Genomic DNA, 18,243 nt, shown 5'->3' with positions numbered 1-18,243 from the left:
AAACTTTCTCTAAAAGATGTTACAGAAGTTCTACCAAAAAGATAAGATGAAAAGAAAGTAGTTATTAGAAAAGGTGCAAATAATAAAATAATTATGCTTATAAAATAAATAACTTCACATTACTGGAAGCCGTTTAATTATACGAAATTAGTACAGCACAATAAATATTTCGGATCTACAGCATCTTGATCATAAATATGATAAATGTTAAATTTATATCCTTCTTTATCTACAAATACTCCTAAAAATATGTTGCCAAGGGTGGTGATGTTTAATCTTTTATGCAGCTCCAGGGACATTTCATCAAAAGTATCAAACATATTTTCATCTTCAATTCTTTTTTCTACTCCATTATTATAAATGTAATCTAGATGTTCCAAATTTTCCATGTTATTAATTTTAATCTACAAATAAGCTCTAAAAAATTTATATTTCCAAACTTTGAATTTAAAATCCAATGCTTTGTCCTTTAAAACATATATTTTATGATATAAAAATATACAATGTTTTCTGTTAATTTTTCAGACTTAAAAATCTTTCATTGTAAGAAGATTGCCAAATATCTTTAACTTCTGTTTCACTAAAGATAATAATTTACAAGTTCGGACTTTAAAAATTCTCAATTTTTACCATTAATCATATTTTTATACCGAAAAAGATTTAATTTTTCCCGTTTCTTTTTAATTTTTATATTGTTAATTCCCAGTTTTACGAGCTTGCGTAATATATGATTAATTTCGCTTTCTGATACTTTTAAAACTACCTTTACCATCCTATAATTGCTTGCTTAATATTCTTACATTAAAATCCTTTGCTGCTAGATACTGCTTTTATAAATGAAAGCCACCAACCATACACTGTCCACCCAAAAAATGCATTGATTAATAATACGACTAGAAATTTAAACTTTAGAACTGGAAGGCGTAGTAAAGCTATCATTGAAGGAATGAAATAAATGAACAAAATTATTTTTAGAAATAATGCTCCTCCTTCTTCTTGTTGGGTTGTAACGGTCAAAATTTGTATCATGCCTATTTAATAAAAAGCGTGGAACTAATATCAATCCGTACATAGGTGCCGCGAAGTACCCGATAACCAGAAAGACTTAGCCCACGCCGTATAAGCATGGGCGTAAGTCTATCATTTTTGGTTATCATTTTAAAGTTCGCGGCTTTATGTACCAAAACGATAGCTTACGCTTGACGTTATTTTAATTTATAGACAAATATATAAAATCAAAATTAAAAAGTTATATAATAAAAATAGCCGTCGTCTACTCTTAAAGAATAAAAAGAGTATGTAGATAAAGCATCTTTAGGGCTACTGTTTATTGTGATTATGCAGTTTGCAAACGAAAAGTTAAATTAATACGTTCTTTCATTGGAATAGTAGATTTAGCAATTCTGTGTTCCCAGTGTTCTTGTAAATCACCCTTCATAATTAATAATGACCCATTAGGAAGAGGAAGGCTGTATTTGCTCTGATGATAATCTACTTTTCTAAAGTCAAAATTTCTTGTTTGTCCAAGGCTTATTGAAGCAATAATTGGTCGTTTCCCATATTTGCTTTCTTTATCTCGGTGCCAAGCAACAGAATCATTGTGATCTCTATAAAGGTTCAATAAAACACCATTGAATTGATAGCCAAATTCATTTTCTATTCTCTGCTTTAATGCTAAAAGATCAGGATTCATCGGTTTTCTATTTTCTTCAGAACTGTAAGATTTTGTATCTCCGTACCAAGCTGTCAAACGTGGAGTCAATACCATCTTCTCATACATTTTTTGAGTACGTTGTTCCCAAGGTGCTGTTTTCAGTAGCTTATTTTTTAGCTGGTCAGCTTCTTTCCCGCTTAGAAAATTCTCTCTGTATTCCAAAAGATCTTTTGGAAATTCATAAAATTCTTCAGTATCAAATAAACTAAGCTGGCTCATAGCTGTATTCTTTTTTAATATTATATTTGTTTTACCCCCGTTGATAGGGGGATTTTTTTTCATCATTTGTGTTTTTAATCCTGTTGTATGTATAATAGAACAGGATTTTTTATAAATTGATTTTACTTTGTGTTGGAAAAGCTATTTTCAAAAACGTTTATATTAATGATTTTATCATGAGCGATATCATAAATAAGCTCTACTGAAAAGCTCGAAACCTTATAAAGAATATATTTTGATTGGGAAGTGGTTCGTTCATTGAGAAAAAGTCCATGAGCAATAGTAAAATCATATTGCGCCGGGCGGTCTGGTAAGTTCTGAAAATCATAATAGGAGATAAACATAATCTTAATATTATATAAATGCTTGTATGTGATTGATTTATTTTTTTGAAAGCTTTTGATCTAATTCTTGAATATCTCTTCTAATTTCAAGGAACATATGTTTAAAATTATAGTTTTCAAAATTATCAGGTTCAAAGTCTTCGGGAAAAATTCCTGATGCATATTGCCAGATTTCAACAACTTCTCTTAAGGGAATATCATAAGGTTTGTAAAATGAATTGTCAGCAGCAACAGTTATTGATTTCTTATTTCTTGAGGTAAATCTTTTATAAGAAATACCATCATTTAAAGTCACAAAAACATAACTTTTATTTTGTTTCAGGTCATCAATATTTTCAACATACTTTCCGATAATGTAAGAACCATCTTTAAATGGTGGCATCGAATCTCCCTGAGCTGGAAAAGCTCTGTATTTTCCATTTGTAAGGAAAGGTAACGAGATTCTCTGTAAGCTTTCGATATATTCTGGATCGCTATAGCCAGACAAGTATCCCATGGATGCTTTTTGAGGTACAATTTCAATGCTGTTATTTCCCAATTGATCTACGACCACTGGGAGGACAATCCTGTTGTCCGGTAGTTTCAATACATCTTCTAGCGGATATTTCCTAATATCCACAGTAAGAAGCAGATCAATACTCAAATTAAAGTATTTTGAAATTCTGATGAGCAGCTCATAAGGAGCTTCAGAACGCCCATCCTCATATTTTGAATAACGCACCCTGCTCATTAAAATTTGATCCGCGAGCTCCTGCTGTGATAAATTCTTCTGAGTCCTTAAAAACCTGATGTTATCTGAAAAAATTGACATTGATACAAATTGTATCTGCAAATATAATAAAAATGATACAAATAGTATCTAATTTTGTAAGGTGAATCGTGCGATTGTACATATGGACTTGGACACATTTTTTGTATCCTGCGAGAGGCGTAATAACGCTCAACTTGATGGAATTCCCCTTATTATAGGAGGTGGAGACCGTGGAGTTGTTGCTTCATGTTCCTATGAAGCAAGGAAATTTGGAGTCCGCTCAGCGATGCCGATTCGAATGGCTCTCAGATTATGCCCAGATGCTAAAGTGATTCGTGGAGATCATGAGCTGTATTCTAATTTATCACATACCGTAACTGAAATTATTCAGGAAAAAGTACCTGTGCTGGAAAAAGCAAGCATCGATGAATTCTATTTGGACCTTACCGGAATGGATAAATTTTTCGGATGCTATCAATGGACTCAGGAAATTGCAGCGGCAGTAAAAAAAGAAGCCGGGCTTCCCATAAGTTTTGCTTTATCTACTAATAAAACCGTTTCAAAAATCGGAACAGGAGAATCAAAGCCCTTAGGAAGATTAGAGATTAAAGAATTGGAAGTTCAACCATTTTTAAACCCTTTATCTATTAAAAAAATTCCGATGGTTGGTGATAAGACTTTCCAGCTGTTGTCAAGGATTGGTATTCGTACCATTCATACTTTAGCTGAAATGCCGGTACTGGTACTTCAGCAAATGATCGGAGTCAATGGAAAAGAACTTTGGAAAAAAGCGAATGGGATTGATGAAAATCCTGTTGTTCCTTATTCAGAAAGAAAATCGATTTCAACGGAAAGAACTTTTACGAATGATACAATGGATATCATGGAACTGAAAAGACTAATATCAGGAATGGCTGAACAATTGGCTTATCAATTAAGACAGGAAAAATGGCTGACTTCAACAGTAGTAGTCAAGATCCGTTACGCAAATTTCGATACGGAAACAAAACAGCATAAAGTAGCCTATACTTCAGCGGATCATACACTTTCGAGAGTGGCTCTGGAACTTTTCAATCAGGTATATACAAGAAGAATGAGATTAAGATTGGTGGGGTTGCGGTTTACAGGGCTTGTTCATGGTAACCATCAGATGAATCTGTTTGAAGATACGGAAGAACAGATGAACTTATACCAGACGATGGATTATTTGAAGAATAGATTTGGTGTTGATGCAGTCGGTAGAGCATCAGGTTTTGATTTTGGAAAATAACTTGTAAACTTTTCTATTATGTTTCTAAATTGTCATTCTTTCCACAGTCTTCGTTACGGTACTTTATCGGTAGAAGAATTGGTACATCAAGCGCATTCTTTGGGCATTAGAGAATTAGTATTAACGGATATTAATACGATTACTGCTATTTATGATTTTAAGAAAAAATGTGAAGATGTAAGCATTAAACCTATCGCCGGAATTGAAGTCAGAAAAGAAAATAAGCTGCTTTATATTGCTATTGCAAAAGAGTTCTCAGGAATTGGTGAAGTCAATAAAGTGTTGACGGATCACAATTGCCATGGAAATGAACTTTCTGAAACAGCTCCTGCATTTAAAAATGTTTTTATTGTTTATCCAATAGATAATATTCCTTTAAAGCTAAAAGAAAATGAGTTTATTGGAGTCCGGGAAGAAGAATTGAACTTATTAATCCGTCCAGAGTTTAATAGATTGATTCCGAAAATGGTGGTTCTTCAGCCGGTTACATTCAGTACTAAAAAAGAATATAATCTTCATAGAATCTTAAGGGCTATTGACAATAATACTTTATTGTCGAAACTGAACGAACAGGATGTTTGCGGAAAATCAGAGTATTTTAAATCCACAGATTTTATTATCAAGGCTTTTCAAAGGTATCCTGATATTATAAAAAATACCAAAAGATTATTGAGAGCCTGTAGTTTTGAATTTGATTTTGAAAAAGTTAAAAATAAACAATATTATACAAAGTCCAAGAAATCTGATGTAAAACTTCTTAAAAGATTAGCTTATTTAGGGTTAGAAAAACGCTACGGGAAAGATCATGAAATCGCAAAAATAAGAGTAGAGAAAGAGCTAAAAGTAATTGATGAGCTCAACTTTTGTTCTTACTTTTTGATTACATGGGATATTGTGCGATACAGCAATAGAATGGGGTTTATGCACGTTGGCCGTGGAAGCGGAGCAAACTCCATTGTCAGTTATTGTATTGGAATTACAGATATATGTCCTTTGGAACTTGATCTTTATTTTGAGAGATTTCTCAACCTTAACAGGAAAAGTCCTCCGGATTTCGATATAGACTGGAGCTGGCAGAATAGAGATACAATACTGGAGTATATTTTTAACAAATATGGGAAAGATCACGTTGCGTTTTGCGGAACCAATGTTGAATTCAAATATAAATCGAGATTCAGGGAGGTTGGAAAAGCTTTTGGACTACCAAAAGATGAACTGGATGAACTGACAAAAAAGCCAATGGAAGTTCATGAAACAAATTCTGTTGTCCAAACAATTCATAAATACGTCAGGCTGATGGAAAGATTTCCCAATCAAAGGAGTATGCATGCCTGCGGAATTTTAATTTCTGAAGAACCTATTACCAATTATTCTGTTCTCGAAATGCCACCAAAGGGATTTCCTATCGTTCAGTTCGATATGAATGTAGCGGAAGATATTAAGTTGGAAAAATTTGATATTCTGTCTCAAAGAGGTCTGGGAACCATAAAGGATACCGTCGAGCTCATTAAAAAAACAAGAGGAATTGATGTTGATATCCGTGACACAAGCATTTCCAAAGATGAAGAAAAAGCTAATGAATATTTAGCGATAGGAAGAACGATCGGTTGTTTTTACATAGAGTCTCCTGCTATGCGGGGTCTTTTAAGAAGATTACAATGTGATAATTATAGGATATTGGTTGCAGCTTCCTCTATTATCAGACCGGGAGTAGCACAAAGTGGAATGATGCGGGAATATATCTTCAGGCATAATCATCCGGATCAGTTTCAATACTTTCATTCTGTATTTGAGGAGCATCTAAGAGAAACATATGGAATTATGGTTTATCAGGAGGATGTAATCAAAATTGCTCAGTATTTTGGTGGCTTATCCTTAGCTGATGGAGATATCCTGCGAAGGGCAATGAGTGGAAAAGGGCGCTCTATTAAAAAACTTCAGGAAGTAAAAGCTAATTTTTTTAAATCTTGTAAAGAGAAGGGGCATTCTCTGGAATTGACGGCTGAAGCATTTCGACAGATTGAGTCCTTTGCGGGGTATTCTTTCTGTAAAGCACATTCCGCCTCCTATGCTGTGGAAAGCTATCAGAGTTTATATCTGAAGGTATATTATCCCCTGGAATTCATGGTCTCTGTGATCAACAATCAGGGAGGATTTTACCGTACAGAAGTTTATATCCATGAAGCGAAAATGTCTGGAGGAAACGTTCAAGTTCCTTGTGTGAATTCAAGTGAATTTCAGACTACTTTAAAGGGGAAAAATATTTTTTTAGGGTTAATGCTTTTGGAAGGATTAGAGACAAGAATTGCCCACGGAATTGTTGATGAACGGGGAAGAAATGGAGATTATAAATCTTTACAAGACTTTATCAAACGGATTCCGATAGGTATTGAAACGATTCAGACCTTAATTTTTATCGGAGCATTTCGCTTTACAGGTAAACAAAAAAATGAACTTCTTGTGGAGGCAAGAGTATTATTGGTGAATTTTAAACCGGAGAATCGAGGTTTAATGTTGATTGAAGAACCTGTCCAAGAATTTAAGCTTCCTGAACTCAAAAGAGAAAATTTTGAGGATGCTTTTGATGAAATTGAATTGATTGGTTTTCCTGTTTCATGCAGTCCTTTTGATTTATTGCAAACAAAATATAGAGGTTCTGTTTTCGTAAATGATTTATTGAAATTCCATAAAAAGCAAGTGAAAATGTTGGCTTATCTAATTGCGAGAAAACATGTGCCAACAAAGAAAGGTGAAATGTATTTTGGAACCTGGATCGATGCGAACGGAGATTATTTTGATACAGCACATTTTCCGGACAGTCTGAAACAATACGGTTTTCAGGGAGGAGGCTGCTATTTGCTGTTGGGAACCGTAGAAGTAGATTATCATTTCCCTACCATTACTATTCATAAAATGGCAAAGATGCCAATGATTCCTGACCCACGTTATTCTTATGATAAGGAAAAACAATATGATATTCATCGACAGATTAAAGAAGATGTAAGTATGACTAATAGAAAGCCTTACCCGCAGACTCATGAAATTAGTTTATCTAGATATAAAGTACAATAACAATTGTGAAATTTTGGCTGTAAGACGACTCGCAGTGTTCTTGTATAAAGAAGATACTTACGTTTATTGCTTAATTATTATTTTTTTTAAAGTTCAAATATTAAAATTTAGTTTTTTTATTGTACTTTTAGACTTCCAATTTTCAAAAATGAAACGGTTTTATCTCAGTTTAGTGTTTAATAAATATCTATTATATGGTAAAATCATCTATCAGGCTTAAATTATTATAAAAATATTTATGCTACTTCCCAACTAAATTATTATCGAGGTTTTTCGAAAATGAAAATACGAATGCGTAGTACATGAGCTATGTGTTATATAGGCAAATTCAAATATTAAATCCCCTGCTAATAAATAATTTAATTTGCTATTGAATATTATAACAATATATTACATTGTTATAATTATTGCATTTTTAATATTTGATAGTTTTCTTTGATGAATTATGAATGACTTCGTTGGTGAAGTGGTGTTTTTTTTATAAAAATATAAGTTATTTATATAATTTTTATTAAGTTTGTGTAAACAAATAAAATCTGCCTAGTATTGGTCCACTAACAGATTTTTTTTGTTCGATAAAATTATATGGAAAAAAGAGAATTCTTTTGTCCCCTATATCTTATTTTCTTATATCAAATATAAAAAATATTGCTAAATAAAAAAATATCTTAATTAAATTTTTAGTGAAAAATTTAATTATCAAATTGATATAGAGTGATAACGATACTCAGTTTCCAATATTTAATCAATTATTGTTAAACTTTATATCAATATTTATGAACATTCATGAACTACACTCGCAGCTTGAAACGTATATTAAAGAGAATATATATTCAAGCAGTATGACAGAACGCTTATCTACAGAATACAACAGGCTTCTCGCATACATGAAAGAAAAATCAACTGAGATTTACACACCGGAATTGGGAAAGACCTATTTAAAATATAGGGATACGATTATCAAGAAGCGTAAGTACCACCACTATGATGCACGTTACATTACACTGCTAAATGGAATGCTTCAGGATCGCTGGATATTAAAAATTTCCCGAACAAAGTATGATGCGCCATTTCCTGGGAGAATTGGACCTTTTTTTACAAAGTTTCTTGAAGAGCACGTAGCTGAAAAAAGATTAAAGACAGCAACCAGAAATAATTATTATCGAAGTCTTTACAAATTTTGTGAACGAATGGAGTATGAAAAGATAATAGAATTAAAAGATATTACTGCTGAAAAAATTCTTGATTTTATGTCATCCGTAAAAAATTGCAAAGATCACAGTGCAATAATATTAAGGGCGGCGCTAAAGAAGCTTTATAATGAGGGGATGATAGATCGTCGCACGTCAAAGATATTAGATCATTTAAAAATCAGAGTAAGAAATGAAATCCAAACATACTTTACAGCTGATGAGATTTTATGGCTTGAGCAAAGTATAAATAGAAGTATACCAAAAGGCAAAAGAGATTATGCTATGATTTTATTGGCAACTAGGTTGGGGTTAAGATCTTCTGATATTAGATATCTTAAATTTTCCAATATTGATTGGAAGAATAATATAATTCGGTTGGAGCAATTCAAAACAAAAGTTCCTATTGAATTACCTTTATTGGTAGATATTGGGGAAGCATTAATTGATTACATCAAAAATGGTAGGCCTAAGATAAAATCAAAGGATATATTTCTAAGAGCTAATGGACCATATACAACTATGACTAGCACAGCCTTTCACAATAATATCCGCGAATACTTGAAAAAGGCTAATATTGATTATAGCAATAGAAAGCATGGTAGCCACGCATTGCGTCATAGTTTAGCTACTAACTTATTGAAAAATAGAGTTCCAATATCAATAATCTCAGATGTATTAGGACATTCGGATACAACAATAACAATGGATTATTTACATATAAGTGTAGAAAATTTACTTGAATGCTCCTTGGATGTCCCAATAGTTGATCCTAATTTTTACTTACAAGCAAACTTTAAATAATATAATTATGGAAAAAAAATTTATATATACCAGTAAATTAGCTCCTTATATTCAGGGTTTTTTAAAAGAGAGAGGGCTTAAAGGATATAATTCATCGGCACTTAAGTGGATTTTATTAGAGATCGATAAATTTTGTAATGATTACAACATGAAAGACCATTTTATAAGAGAAGAGATTGTAAATAAATGGAGAAAAACCAGAACTAATGATAGCCCCCGATCTTTATACATGAAGTACAATGCTTGGATTCAATTAGGCAATTATATGCGTGATTTAGGGATAGACTGTTATGTACCGATTTCTTATAGAAAAGGAGCAAAAAATAATTATATTCCATATATTTTACCCATAAAGAAATTCAAACTATATTTTTACTGTCAAATTCCTTAAAGATCAGTTATCAGTATTCGCAAACCATGATTTTTACTATGCCAGCAATGCTTCGATTGCTTTATAGTACCGGGTTAAGAATTGGCGAAGCATTAGCAATTAAAAATAAAGATATTAATTTTGAAAAAAGAACAATAGTAATAAATGATTCAAAAAATAATACACAAAGGCTCTCAGCAATAAATGATTCGTTATTACCAGTATTGTTACAGTACAAAGAATTTAGAGACAAAAACCCAATAGAAAAAATTCTTTTACCTGAATCGCCATTTTTTATTACACAAAGAGGAAAAAGCTGTTTGGGAGAAAGTCTTAGGCGTTGGTTCTGTGATATTTTAAATAGAGCAGGAATATCTTCAAAATTGGGAGGAAATCCTCCACGAATTCATGATCTAAGACATACTGCGGCTGTTCATAGCCTTGCAAATATGGTACGTAATAACATAGATGTTTATTGTGCATTGCCTATGATTTCTGTGTTTTTGGGTCATAATGATCCAAGGTCAACTAATAATTATGTTAGGCTTACAAACGAAATGTTTCCTGGAATAATACAGCTAGAACATCCGACATCTTTAATTTTCCCTCAAATCCCAAAAGTGAATAATCCATGACTGATTTTGCTAAATATCTCCAAAGTTTTTTCCATAAATATCTTGCTGGAAATTATGGAGCGTCATCCAATACGATAAGAGCATATAAAAAAAGCTTTAATCTATTGGTGACATTTCTGAGTAAAGTGAAAGGTATCCCTCCTCATAAATTAGAATTAAAACATTTAAATAAGCAATCCATAGAAGATTTCTTAATGTGGCTTGAAATACATTGCAAAAATTCCATTTCAACAAGAAATAATCGTTACGGAGCCATTTGTTCTTTTTGTAAATATTTACAATATGAAGTACCAGACAGATTAGCTGAGTGGCAAAATATCCGATCAATTAAAAGTAAAAAAGGATTTTCAAAAGTAATGAATTACTTGTCTTTAGAAGGTATACAGTTATTGCTCAAACAGATATCTGTAGAAACTTTGGCTTCTAGACGGGACTTGGCTATGCTTGCGCTATTATATGATAGTGGGATGCGGGTTCAGGAGCTTGTAGATTTAAGCCCATCATGTGTAAGGTTTGAATATCCTTATCATATAAGAGTAACAGGTAAAGGTAATAAACAACGAGATGTTCCTTTGCTGAAAGAACAAATTAATTTATTAGAACAATATGTCAAAGAGAATCATTTGCTTAGACCTGAAAAACAATTTAGCCCTTTATTTTTTAATCGAGGAGGAGGAAAGCTTACGACGGCAGGTATAACTTATATTTTAAAGAAATATGCAGAAAGTGCTAGAAAAGTTAATAGTCAACTGATTCCTGCAATTATTAGTCCTCATGTTTTTAGGCATTCTAAAGCAATGCACCTTTTACAAGGTGGAGTTAATATTGTTTACATTCGAGATATTTTAGGACATGTAAGTGTACAAACGACGGAAAGATATGCAAGAGCTGATTCAAAACAAAAACGAGATGCTCTTGAAGCAGCTTACCAAGATGTAATCCCAGAAAAAGGAAGACTTGGGTCTTGGGAGGGAAATGATAATGAGATAGATTTTTTAACTAGTTTAGGAATATAATAAAAAGGAACTACTAAAATCAGTAGTTCCTTTTTATTTGTTATCTCAATCTCTGCAAGTTTGTTAAATAACGCTTGCAATTATGCCGATCTGTGATGTCTTTCCATTTTGTCCCGATAGCAGTTTTAGCAGCCAAGACAATTCCAAGACCACCAATGATCTGGTTTACATATTCTGGGGCTGTTGCTGCCGAATTTTGTAATAGGATGTATGTTGCAAGCGGAATAGTAGCAACACCAAATCCCTGAGTTAAAATTTCGGAGGTCAGTTCTGAATATATGTCATTAAACCTATCAACGAATTCGCGCTCAGTTATACCTTGTTGAACATTGTTGATAGAGTTATTGAGTTCGGAATTAAATGCTTTTATTTTATCCCGATTTTGATTTCTGAACCTAATGATATTTTCAATGGAAATTTCTGAAATATTTCTTGGAACTGTTAAGGTTAAAACTCCTTGAGTAAAATTTTGTTTGTTAATTATAGCTCTGGGGATTGCTCTGCTATAATTTAAAAAATTGTCAAACCTATTATTGTCTGTTATAATAGATTTTCCCTCTTCAAAAGCAATTTCTTCTGCAAGAAAGGTCATAAATATAAATGCGAGTTCTTCAGATACAAATATTCCAGTATTATCTTTTTTTCCGTAATTGTTTGTAATACAAAATTCCTCCCAGTGCATGGAGAATTTTTCCTTATAGATCTTAAAGTTTCTTTTAGAGGGATCCGTAATATTTCTCAAAATATTTACCCTATTAAAAATATTTGAATATCGATAAGGAGCTTGCTTAAGCTTATCGATAAACTCAATAGCTTTTAACGAGGCTCTATCACCTTGGTTATAATCAGGAGAATATGGCTCTATCAAATCAGTGTTGTCTATAACCCTTTGATAGTCGATGGAAAGTTCATTCCTCCTGTTGTAGGGGATTATAGGATTAAAATTGTCCACATAAAGTAATGCAAATTTCAGCCAATTTGGTGAAGGAGGCTCAAATGTTGGGAAGTAAACTAAATTTTCCATTTATTCAATATAATTATTTGTGAATTTGACTATTAATTTTGTGTTCAAGAAGTAAGATTCCACATCATTGAAGAACCGTAAACATCGCAACGTACGTCGCGTATTTTATGTTTTTGTTTATTCCAGCTAGTAGTTTTAGCCAAATCAAGATCAGGACTTTCATCCAATAAGCCTTTATATACTCTTTCAGTAACCAGTATCGGAGGGTAAACTATTGTCCTTGTTTTTCTTTTAAAAGAAGTCATTCTGCCTCCGCTGTTAAAATATTCCTGTTTATGATCATACATCACAAAACTTTGTGCAAACTCAGACTCTGTCATTTCTACTGTTTCTGTTGTAGTAAGATAAAAAGGAGCATTTGGATTATAGCCTTGATTTTCGCCATACATTCCCATCAGCCCCGCCAAACCGTATCCCCCTTTTATGGCCCTAGGGTTTATAGGGTTTCTTACAACTTCATAGTAAGTTTCTGTAATAGTTTTATTTCCTAAGTCAGTCAATCTTGAAGCAATATTGGCGGGATAACCAGCCCAAACAAGCCCTTTGTTTTCCGGTCCTTCAGTACCATTTCTTTGAATGCCAACCTTAATTATTCTAAGTTCTCCATAATCAATACCTATTCCGCATTTGAAATCTACCCCACTAAATTTTACATTTAAAATCTTATTTGCTATATGGTTAATGGTTATTGCACACTTAACAGCATTGGTGAAACAATTTGTTGTAGGGAAGACAATCATTACCCTATCTCCGATGATATTTCTAGTATGACCACCATGTGCTCTACTAGCCTTAATAACCGCTTTGGTAAAGGCTGTATAAATTCGTCCCAAGGTTTTCGATCTGTGGCTTTCATTGAGAACAACTGAATTCCTTATGTCTACATATAAAACACAGGTTTCAAGTTTTTTACCTTTTTTTAATTTGTTACGTTCATAGCTTAGAGCTGGATCATTGGCATTTGGAACTAAATAAGTATCACTATATTCAAATTCTGTATTAATTACATCCTGAATATCAACTTCGATTTCGGTTATAATTGATTTTATAGACACTTATTTTTGATTTAATGGTTCATATTTAATATAGCATAATTGTTTATAAGAGACTCCTTTCAAGTAAGGAATGTCCTTTTTTGATAATTTCCAAGGAATATATCTGGTAAGGATCTTTGTGTCTTGTGTAGTTTTGGTCATTTTATCATAATATGCGGAAACATCTGTGTCCTGATAATAATTAATACTATTATCTTCAGAAATAGTTTCGAGCCTGAAAAGCTCTGTTAATGGTTTTCCGATTATAGTATATTCATTGTAAAGTCCACTTTTATTTTTAAAATAGTTTATAAATCCAGCATGTAAAGCTATTTTACTTTCAAACCTCGTGTTGGCTGTTGCAGCAATAATTGCTTTTGAACATTTACTTGCCATTTTAATATTTTCATCAAAAGTTAAAAGGGAAAAGGGAGGACCAAAAACAGCTATAATCCCATCTCCGATTATTTTATCGATTTCACCGTTATGCTCATATATAATAGGAATCACCAATTTATAGTACTCATCAAAAAATTCGCTTATCGCATCTCCATCCAAACCTGAGAATCTTGTGGAAAAACTACATACATCTATAAAAATTAATGTTACCTGTGCCGGAAGTCCAAATTCAAAATAACCAATATAGGTAGGATTGAGGTTTATAACTGAATCATTGAATCCTTTTTCAATTCTATCCGGATCAAAAGCTTCATTTAAAAGAGGAGCGTAGTCTTCCGTTAGAGGACTATTTTTGTTATATTGGATATTTAGTGATCTAATCTGCTCTAGATTTGCCATATTTTAGGTTAAAGGTTTTGGATTAAATATGAAAAGATAGTAACCAATATAATTACAAGGCTGGTTATGAAAAACCTAAGTGACCATCCTACATTTTTGTATTTATTCCAACCTATTTTTGAAATTATGTGGATTTGTTCAGTTATTTGATCAGTTAATTTGTCCTCATCGTCGATAATTGTCTGTGCGCGAGTTTTATAGTCAGCCTGAGTAAGATCTTTGTAAATGTGTCCAAAGTAAATGATTGAAGTCGGATTTACATTTTTGAGTGCTGGATTTACACACAGGAATGCAAAAGTTATAGATATAAGACTTGCCAATCCGTACGCAAATACAAGGATTGTGATCCATACTGAATCTTTTAGTGAGTCAAAGACTGCCGTAGAATTAGTATAGGCAATTGTAAAAAGGATTCCATAAACTGTAAGGAGCAGTGTTGCCTTTGTTTCTGAAAATCTGAGCCATTCAATATTTAATTGAAGAATTTCCCAATACCTTTCGGGATGTTTAGGTTCATACATGGTGAGATTAATTTTTGAGAAATATACAATTTATCTGAAAAAGATGGTTACGGGAAACTACTTAAGTTTTGAATTTCACATTATTTTTCAACTTTAGGTTTGTTATTTCAAATTAATGTGTAATCTTCGTCCAATTCTGACTAGCAATTATTCTGTTTTTTAATTTGTTATCACTAGCTTAACATGAAAATATAATATTAATGTGTTTATTTTCAGTGTTTTGTTTTTATGACTTTCGATAATATTTAACTTTTGATAACAACTCTTATCGAAAGCTTTTGATAATTCCTGTGAGAGGACTCTGGATCCAGACCTTGAAGGCAAACCCGTTGTGGTTCTTTCCAACAACGATGGATGTGTAGTGTCCAGAAGTAAGGAAGCAAAAGATCTTGGAATTCCTATGGCAGCTCCTGCATTCAAATACAAAGATCTCTTCAAAGAGCATAATGTAAAAAGCTTTTCTGCAAAATTCGAGCTCTATAATTATAAAAGCCAGCAGGTCATTAATATAGCCCGTTCTTATGTTCTGGATTATGAAATATACAGTATTGATGAGCTTTTTCTAGACTTAACAGGCTTCAAATATATTGATATTCACGAATACTGTGCTAAAATCAAAACAGAAATTCAGGAGAAAGAAAATATTCCTGTAAGTATTGGTATTGCCCCCAGCAAGACTTTATGTAAAGTAGCCAACAGAATTGTAAAGGATTTTCCGGAGCAATTTAATGGAGTGTATATTATGGATACTCCTGAAAAAATAGAAAAAGCGTTGAAATGGCTGAATATAGGAGATGTTTGGGGAATAGGAAGAAAACTGGCTGCTAAAATGAATGATAGCGGTGTGTATAAGGCTTGGGACCTTCTTCAGAAACCCGAAATGTGGGTTCGGAAAGTGATGGGAATTCATGGGGTAAGGATGATCAACGAGTTGAAAGGAATCCGTCAACTGGAACTGGATGCTCCATCTCCTAAAAAATCAATTGCGGTTACCCGAAGCTTTATGGAAATGCTTACTGATAAAGAAGCTGTCCGGGAGCGGGTAAAAACCTTTGGAATGTATTGTTCAGAAAGATTACGCCGCCAGAATACCTGCTGTAAAATGATAACGGTCTTTGTGCAAACCAACCGATTCAGAAAAGACCTTCCTGAATATAGAAATGCTATGACTCAAATTCTTCCCAATCCAACCAATTCATCCATATTGATAGGAAGAGTAGTGAATGAGCTTTTTGAAGCCGTTTACAGAGATGGATTCCACTATAAAAGGGCAGGAGTGATGGTCAACGATTTTGTTCCTAAAGATCAAAGACAGATCAGCCTTTTTGAAGAAGACATACAGAATCAACATCTTCCTGTGATGAAAGCAATGGATGCTATGAACAGAAAGTTCGGTAAGGATAAAGTCCGCCTTGGAAGTATGAGCGGTGAAAATACTTTTGGTCGTGCCCAATTATCTCCGGAATATGAAGCATTCTTGAAAAAGAATACGCTGCCAGAGGCGAATTTTAGGTTTCATTGATTTTAGCGGTTTATGTGGTTTTATGGAATAAGAGGGTCTATGTAGAGAGTCTTTGAAAGTGTACCTTAAATTATTTCAATTCAATATAATTTCAGGCTTGTTGATCAAATGCTATTTTTTCAATAATTTGTTAATTTTTTTAATTCCGGATTAAGAGAAATTAAATTCATCTTCTTTCATACTTCCAATTCCTTCCTTTTCCTTCTCCAATCCATTCCAAAGCTTGTTCCATTCTTTTATTTCTGGTAGCTTCAGTTTTGGCTTCCGTGATCCATGTGATATATTCCTTTCTAAAGGATGGGGATGCTTTTTGAAAAACTTCTAATGCTTTTGGTTGTGCCTGTAACTCAGATGAAAAATAATCAGGAGTTTCTATTTCTGTTTTGGAAGGAGCTGCTTTTTTCATAGTAACACCCATATCTGTAAGCTCCATGGCTTCTTTAATGGCTTTTTTCAGTTGAGGTTTTGAAGGAAGATCTTCAATCTTTGTAATTTTCCCCAAACTAAACATGGAATTCTTTTCAATATCCTGTGTGAGTTCCTGCATGGTTTTCATTTCCTTTTCAAGCCAGAACCCAAATGTGCAGTGTTGTTTGAAAGAAGCCATAGCACAGAGGTTTTTACCCTTGTAAATAAAATGTGGAAAACTCCACTTCATGGTTTCCTCCGCATCAGGACAAGATTCATGAACGGTTTCCCGAATGTAGTGAAGAATAGGTTTAGCAAAATCCTGAGACTTTTCAATATAGGTGTCTATTTTTGAGCTGTATTTCTCCATCTTTTTTATTGGAATAGTTGTACGGTTTCATTAACAAGGAACTTCACCTGATCCGGTCTTCCTCTGTCATTTTTAGGATTATTAGGATAGCTTCCGGTTTTTACGATGACCATATTATGTTCCGGAACCATAATGATATATTGCCCCTGAAGTCCCAGAAAATAATAATGCTTGATTGGGTTGTCATGATTGATCCAAAGACCCATTCCGTAAATGTTTTCAGACTTTTCTGTAGGCGTTCTCATCTGCTCAATAAAGTCTGTGTTAAGAATTTGCTGATCTCCAACTTTACCATCATTCAGAAATAGAAGCCCAAGTTTAGCAAAGTCTCTTGCATTGGAATGGATACAGCAATAGGTTTTTTCCATCCCATAATCATCGGTGCTCCATTTTGCATTTTGTTCCATTCCCATCGGAATCCAGAATTTTTCAGAAAGGTAACTTGCCAATGGTTGTTTCAAAACTTTTTTTAAGGCGAAACCAAGGAGCTGTGTAGAGCCGCTCTGATATTCAAACTTTGTTCCCGGCTGTTCTTTGAATTTTCTTGAAAATACAGCTTTTACAAGGCTTTTTCCATAATAAGCTTTGGCATTGGGAAGAAAGGGGTTGTTGTAATTTTCATCCCAATCAAGACCAGATTCCATTTGGGCCAGATTTTTCAAGGTAACTTCATTTCCGAAAGCCTTTTCTTTAAATTCGGAATACAAATCAGACAGTTTTTCATCAATGTTATTAATCAGTCCTTCTTCCAAAGCTTTTCCCAAAAGCATCACTGTAACAGCCTTTGCCATAGAAAAAGAATTGGTTTGTGAGAGCTGATTGTATCCGTCCCAATATTGCTCATGAAGGATCTTACCATTTTTTATGACTACAAAAGCAGCTGTTTTGGAGTGTTTTAAATCGTCAACTAAAGTTTTCGGTAATTTTCTTGTGTTGTATTCGGGAACTTCTTCCCATCGTTTGGGATCTTCTGTTGTAATAGGATTGCTGGGAAACAGGTTTCCGTCATCAATATAGGCACTTGATTTTCCCTTAAGGTATGTTTTGGAAATTCCACTGAATAAATAATCATATCCCAAAAAGTAAGCTGCTGCCGCTCCTGCTACAGCCCCGCCTATGATGTATTTTAGTATTCTCATTTTTCGTCAATCGGTCTTTAACAAATTTAAAATAATTTGTGA

18 protein-coding genes and 1 pseudogene are annotated in these 18,243 nt (G+C 33.2%); 8 read left to right on the top strand and 11 right to left on the bottom strand.

Translation table 11 applies throughout. The annotated features are described in order from the left end of the window. Nucleotides 1-137 precede the first annotated feature (137 nt). From AC3HD6_RS06555 to AC3HD6_RS06535, 5 genes are all read right to left on the bottom strand, one after another. Nucleotides 138-389, bottom strand: a complete 252-nt coding sequence (locus tag AC3HD6_RS06555) for a hypothetical protein (protein ID WP_488895618.1) — start codon at nt 387-389, stop codon at nt 138-140. Between the two features lie 412 nt (nt 390-801). Beyond that, entirely contained in the window at nt 802-1,029 is a 228-nt protein-coding gene (locus AC3HD6_RS06550) for a superinfection immunity protein (protein WP_074230777.1), read from the bottom strand. Nucleotides 1,030-1,336: 307 nt separating this feature from the next. Beyond that, nucleotides 1,337-1,999 (bottom strand): alpha-ketoglutarate-dependent dioxygenase AlkB family protein, encoded by a 663-nt coding sequence (locus AC3HD6_RS06545; protein WP_488895617.1) that lies wholly within the window; start codon nt 1,997-1,999, stop codon nt 1,337-1,339. A 56-nt stretch (nt 2,000-2,055) separates the two neighbouring features. After that, nucleotides 2,056-2,277 carry a hypothetical protein gene (locus AC3HD6_RS06540; RefSeq protein ID WP_212650173.1) on the bottom strand — a complete coding sequence of 74 codons (222 nt, stop codon included), beginning with the start codon at nt 2,275-2,277 and terminating at the stop codon, nt 2,056-2,058. Nucleotides 2,278-2,314: 37 nt separating this feature from the next. Then, entirely contained in the window at nt 2,315-3,088 is a 774-nt protein-coding gene (locus AC3HD6_RS06535; protein ID WP_212650174.1) for an XRE family transcriptional regulator, read from the bottom strand. A 61-nt stretch (nt 3,089-3,149) separates the two neighbouring features. Here AC3HD6_RS06535 and dinB point away from each other — a divergent pair, with 61 nt between their 5' ends. The 6 genes from dinB (at nt 3,150) to AC3HD6_RS06505 (ending at nt 11,385) form a co-directional block, all read left to right on the top strand. Then, nucleotides 3,150-4,298, top strand: a complete 1,149-nt coding sequence (gene dinB / locus AC3HD6_RS06530; protein ID WP_212650175.1) for a DNA polymerase IV — start codon at nt 3,150-3,152, stop codon at nt 4,296-4,298. Nucleotides 4,299-4,316: 18 nt separating this feature from the next. Then, nucleotides 4,317-7,370 carry a DNA polymerase III subunit alpha gene (locus AC3HD6_RS06525; protein ID WP_488895616.1) on the top strand — a complete coding sequence of 1,018 codons (3,054 nt, stop codon included), beginning with the start codon at nt 4,317-4,319 and terminating at the stop codon, nt 7,368-7,370. 776 nt (nt 7,371-8,146) lie between these two features. Beyond that, nucleotides 8,147-9,364, top strand: coding sequence for a tyrosine-type recombinase/integrase (locus tag AC3HD6_RS06520; RefSeq protein ID WP_488895615.1), 1,218 nt, complete (start codon nt 8,147-8,149; stop codon nt 9,362-9,364). 7 nt (nt 9,365-9,371) lie between these two features. Then, nucleotides 9,372-9,755: a hypothetical protein gene (locus tag AC3HD6_RS06515; protein WP_488895614.1), complete on the top strand. Its 384-nt coding sequence runs from the start codon at nt 9,372-9,374 to the stop codon at nt 9,753-9,755. Continuing rightward, nucleotides 9,701-10,369 (top strand): tyrosine-type recombinase/integrase, encoded by a 669-nt coding sequence (locus tag AC3HD6_RS06510; RefSeq protein ID WP_488895942.1) that lies wholly within the window; start codon nt 9,701-9,703, stop codon nt 10,367-10,369. Before AC3HD6_RS06515 ends, AC3HD6_RS06510 begins: the two co-directional genes overlap by 55 nt. Next, nucleotides 10,366-11,385, top strand: coding sequence for a site-specific integrase (locus AC3HD6_RS06505; protein WP_488895613.1), 1,020 nt, complete (start codon nt 10,366-10,368; stop codon nt 11,383-11,385). Before AC3HD6_RS06510 ends, AC3HD6_RS06505 begins: the two co-directional genes overlap by 4 nt. 40 nt (nt 11,386-11,425) lie before the next feature. Here the strand turns inward: AC3HD6_RS06505 and AC3HD6_RS06500 are convergent, their stop codons facing one another. From AC3HD6_RS06500 to AC3HD6_RS06485, 4 genes are read right to left on the bottom strand one after another with little or no spacing between them, the layout of a single operon-like run. Further along, nucleotides 11,426-12,409, bottom strand: coding sequence for a hypothetical protein (locus AC3HD6_RS06500; protein WP_488895612.1), 984 nt, complete (start codon nt 12,407-12,409; stop codon nt 11,426-11,428). Between the two features lie 44 nt (nt 12,410-12,453). Next, a complete protein-coding gene (locus AC3HD6_RS06495) occupies nt 12,454-13,464 on the bottom strand; it encodes an adenylate/guanylate cyclase domain-containing protein (protein WP_488895611.1) in 1,011 nt (336 codons plus the stop codon). Further along, nucleotides 13,465-14,241: a nucleotidyl cyclase domain-containing protein gene (locus AC3HD6_RS06490; protein WP_488895610.1), complete on the bottom strand. Its 777-nt coding sequence runs from the start codon at nt 14,239-14,241 to the stop codon at nt 13,465-13,467. It abuts the gene before it with no gap. Between the two features lie 8 nt (nt 14,242-14,249). After that, complete coding sequence (locus tag AC3HD6_RS06485; protein ID WP_488895609.1) at nt 14,250-14,762, bottom strand: Pycsar system effector family protein; 513 nt, start codon at nt 14,760-14,762, stop codon at nt 14,250-14,252. A 283-nt stretch (nt 14,763-15,045) separates the two neighbouring features. Between AC3HD6_RS06485 and AC3HD6_RS06480 the strand changes: the two are divergent. Both AC3HD6_RS06480 and AC3HD6_RS06475 read left to right on the top strand, forming a co-directional pair. Beyond that, nucleotides 15,046-15,447 (top strand): annotated as a pseudogene (locus AC3HD6_RS06480) (Y-family DNA polymerase); the annotation flags it as partial. A 57-nt stretch (nt 15,448-15,504) separates the two neighbouring features. After that, nucleotides 15,505-16,284 (top strand): DinB/UmuC family translesion DNA polymerase, encoded by a 780-nt coding sequence (locus AC3HD6_RS06475; RefSeq protein WP_488895941.1) that lies wholly within the window; start codon nt 15,505-15,507, stop codon nt 16,282-16,284. Between the two features lie 166 nt (nt 16,285-16,450). Here AC3HD6_RS06475 and AC3HD6_RS06470 read toward each other — a convergent pair whose 3' ends face one another. Both AC3HD6_RS06470 and AC3HD6_RS06465 read right to left on the bottom strand, forming a co-directional pair. Beyond that, nucleotides 16,451-17,062: a YdeI/OmpD-associated family protein gene (locus AC3HD6_RS06470; protein ID WP_488895608.1), complete on the bottom strand. Its 612-nt coding sequence runs from the start codon at nt 17,060-17,062 to the stop codon at nt 16,451-16,453. Nucleotides 17,063-17,067: 5 nt separating this feature from the next. After that, nucleotides 17,068-18,201, bottom strand: a complete 1,134-nt coding sequence (locus AC3HD6_RS06465) for a serine hydrolase domain-containing protein (protein WP_488895607.1) — start codon at nt 18,199-18,201, stop codon at nt 17,068-17,070. Nucleotides 18,202-18,243 lie beyond the last annotated feature (42 nt).

Source organism: Chryseobacterium sp. II3a (genome assembly GCF_057815135.1).
Note: the sequence above shows the minus strand (reverse complement) of the source record. Positions and strands in the feature narration are given on the sequence as shown.

Excerpts from the sequence above, each read along its gene's own strand:
- AC3HD6_RS06475 (WP_488895941.1), top strand. The coding sequence starts at position 15,505 with ATGGATACTCCTGAAAAAATAGAAAAAGCGTTGAAATGGCTGAATATA.
- AC3HD6_RS06555 (WP_488895618.1), bottom strand. The coding sequence starts at position 389 with ATGGAAAATTTGGAACATCTAGATTACATTTATAATAATGGAGTAGAA.
- AC3HD6_RS06550 (WP_074230777.1), bottom strand. The coding sequence starts at position 1,029 with ATGATACAAATTTTGACCGTTACAACCCAACAAGAAGAAGGAGGAGCA.
- AC3HD6_RS06545 (WP_488895617.1), bottom strand. The coding sequence starts at position 1,999 with ATGATGAAAAAAAATCCCCCTATCAACGGGGGTAAAACAAATATAATA.
- AC3HD6_RS06525 (WP_488895616.1), top strand. The coding sequence starts at position 4,317 with ATGTTTCTAAATTGTCATTCTTTCCACAGTCTTCGTTACGGTACTTTA.
- AC3HD6_RS06500 (WP_488895612.1), bottom strand. The coding sequence starts at position 12,409 with ATGGAAAATTTAGTTTACTTCCCAACATTTGAGCCTCCTTCACCAAAT.
- AC3HD6_RS06515 (WP_488895614.1), top strand. The coding sequence starts at position 9,372 with ATGGAAAAAAAATTTATATATACCAGTAAATTAGCTCCTTATATTCAG.
- AC3HD6_RS06465 (WP_488895607.1), bottom strand. The coding sequence starts at position 18,201 with ATGAGAATACTAAAATACATCATAGGCGGGGCTGTAGCAGGAGCGGCA.
- AC3HD6_RS06540 (WP_212650173.1), bottom strand. The coding sequence starts at position 2,277 with ATGTTTATCTCCTATTATGATTTTCAGAACTTACCAGACCGCCCGGCG.
- AC3HD6_RS06535 (WP_212650174.1), bottom strand. The coding sequence starts at position 3,088 with ATGTCAATTTTTTCAGATAACATCAGGTTTTTAAGGACTCAGAAGAAT.
- AC3HD6_RS06505 (WP_488895613.1), top strand. The coding sequence starts at position 10,366 with ATGACTGATTTTGCTAAATATCTCCAAAGTTTTTTCCATAAATATCTT.
- AC3HD6_RS06520 (WP_488895615.1), top strand. The coding sequence starts at position 8,147 with ATGAACATTCATGAACTACACTCGCAGCTTGAAACGTATATTAAAGAG.
- AC3HD6_RS06485 (WP_488895609.1), bottom strand. The coding sequence starts at position 14,762 with ATGTATGAACCTAAACATCCCGAAAGGTATTGGGAAATTCTTCAATTA.
- AC3HD6_RS06470 (WP_488895608.1), bottom strand. The coding sequence starts at position 17,062 with ATGGAGAAATACAGCTCAAAAATAGACACCTATATTGAAAAGTCTCAG.
- AC3HD6_RS06490 (WP_488895610.1), bottom strand. The coding sequence starts at position 14,241 with ATGGCAAATCTAGAGCAGATTAGATCACTAAATATCCAATATAACAAA.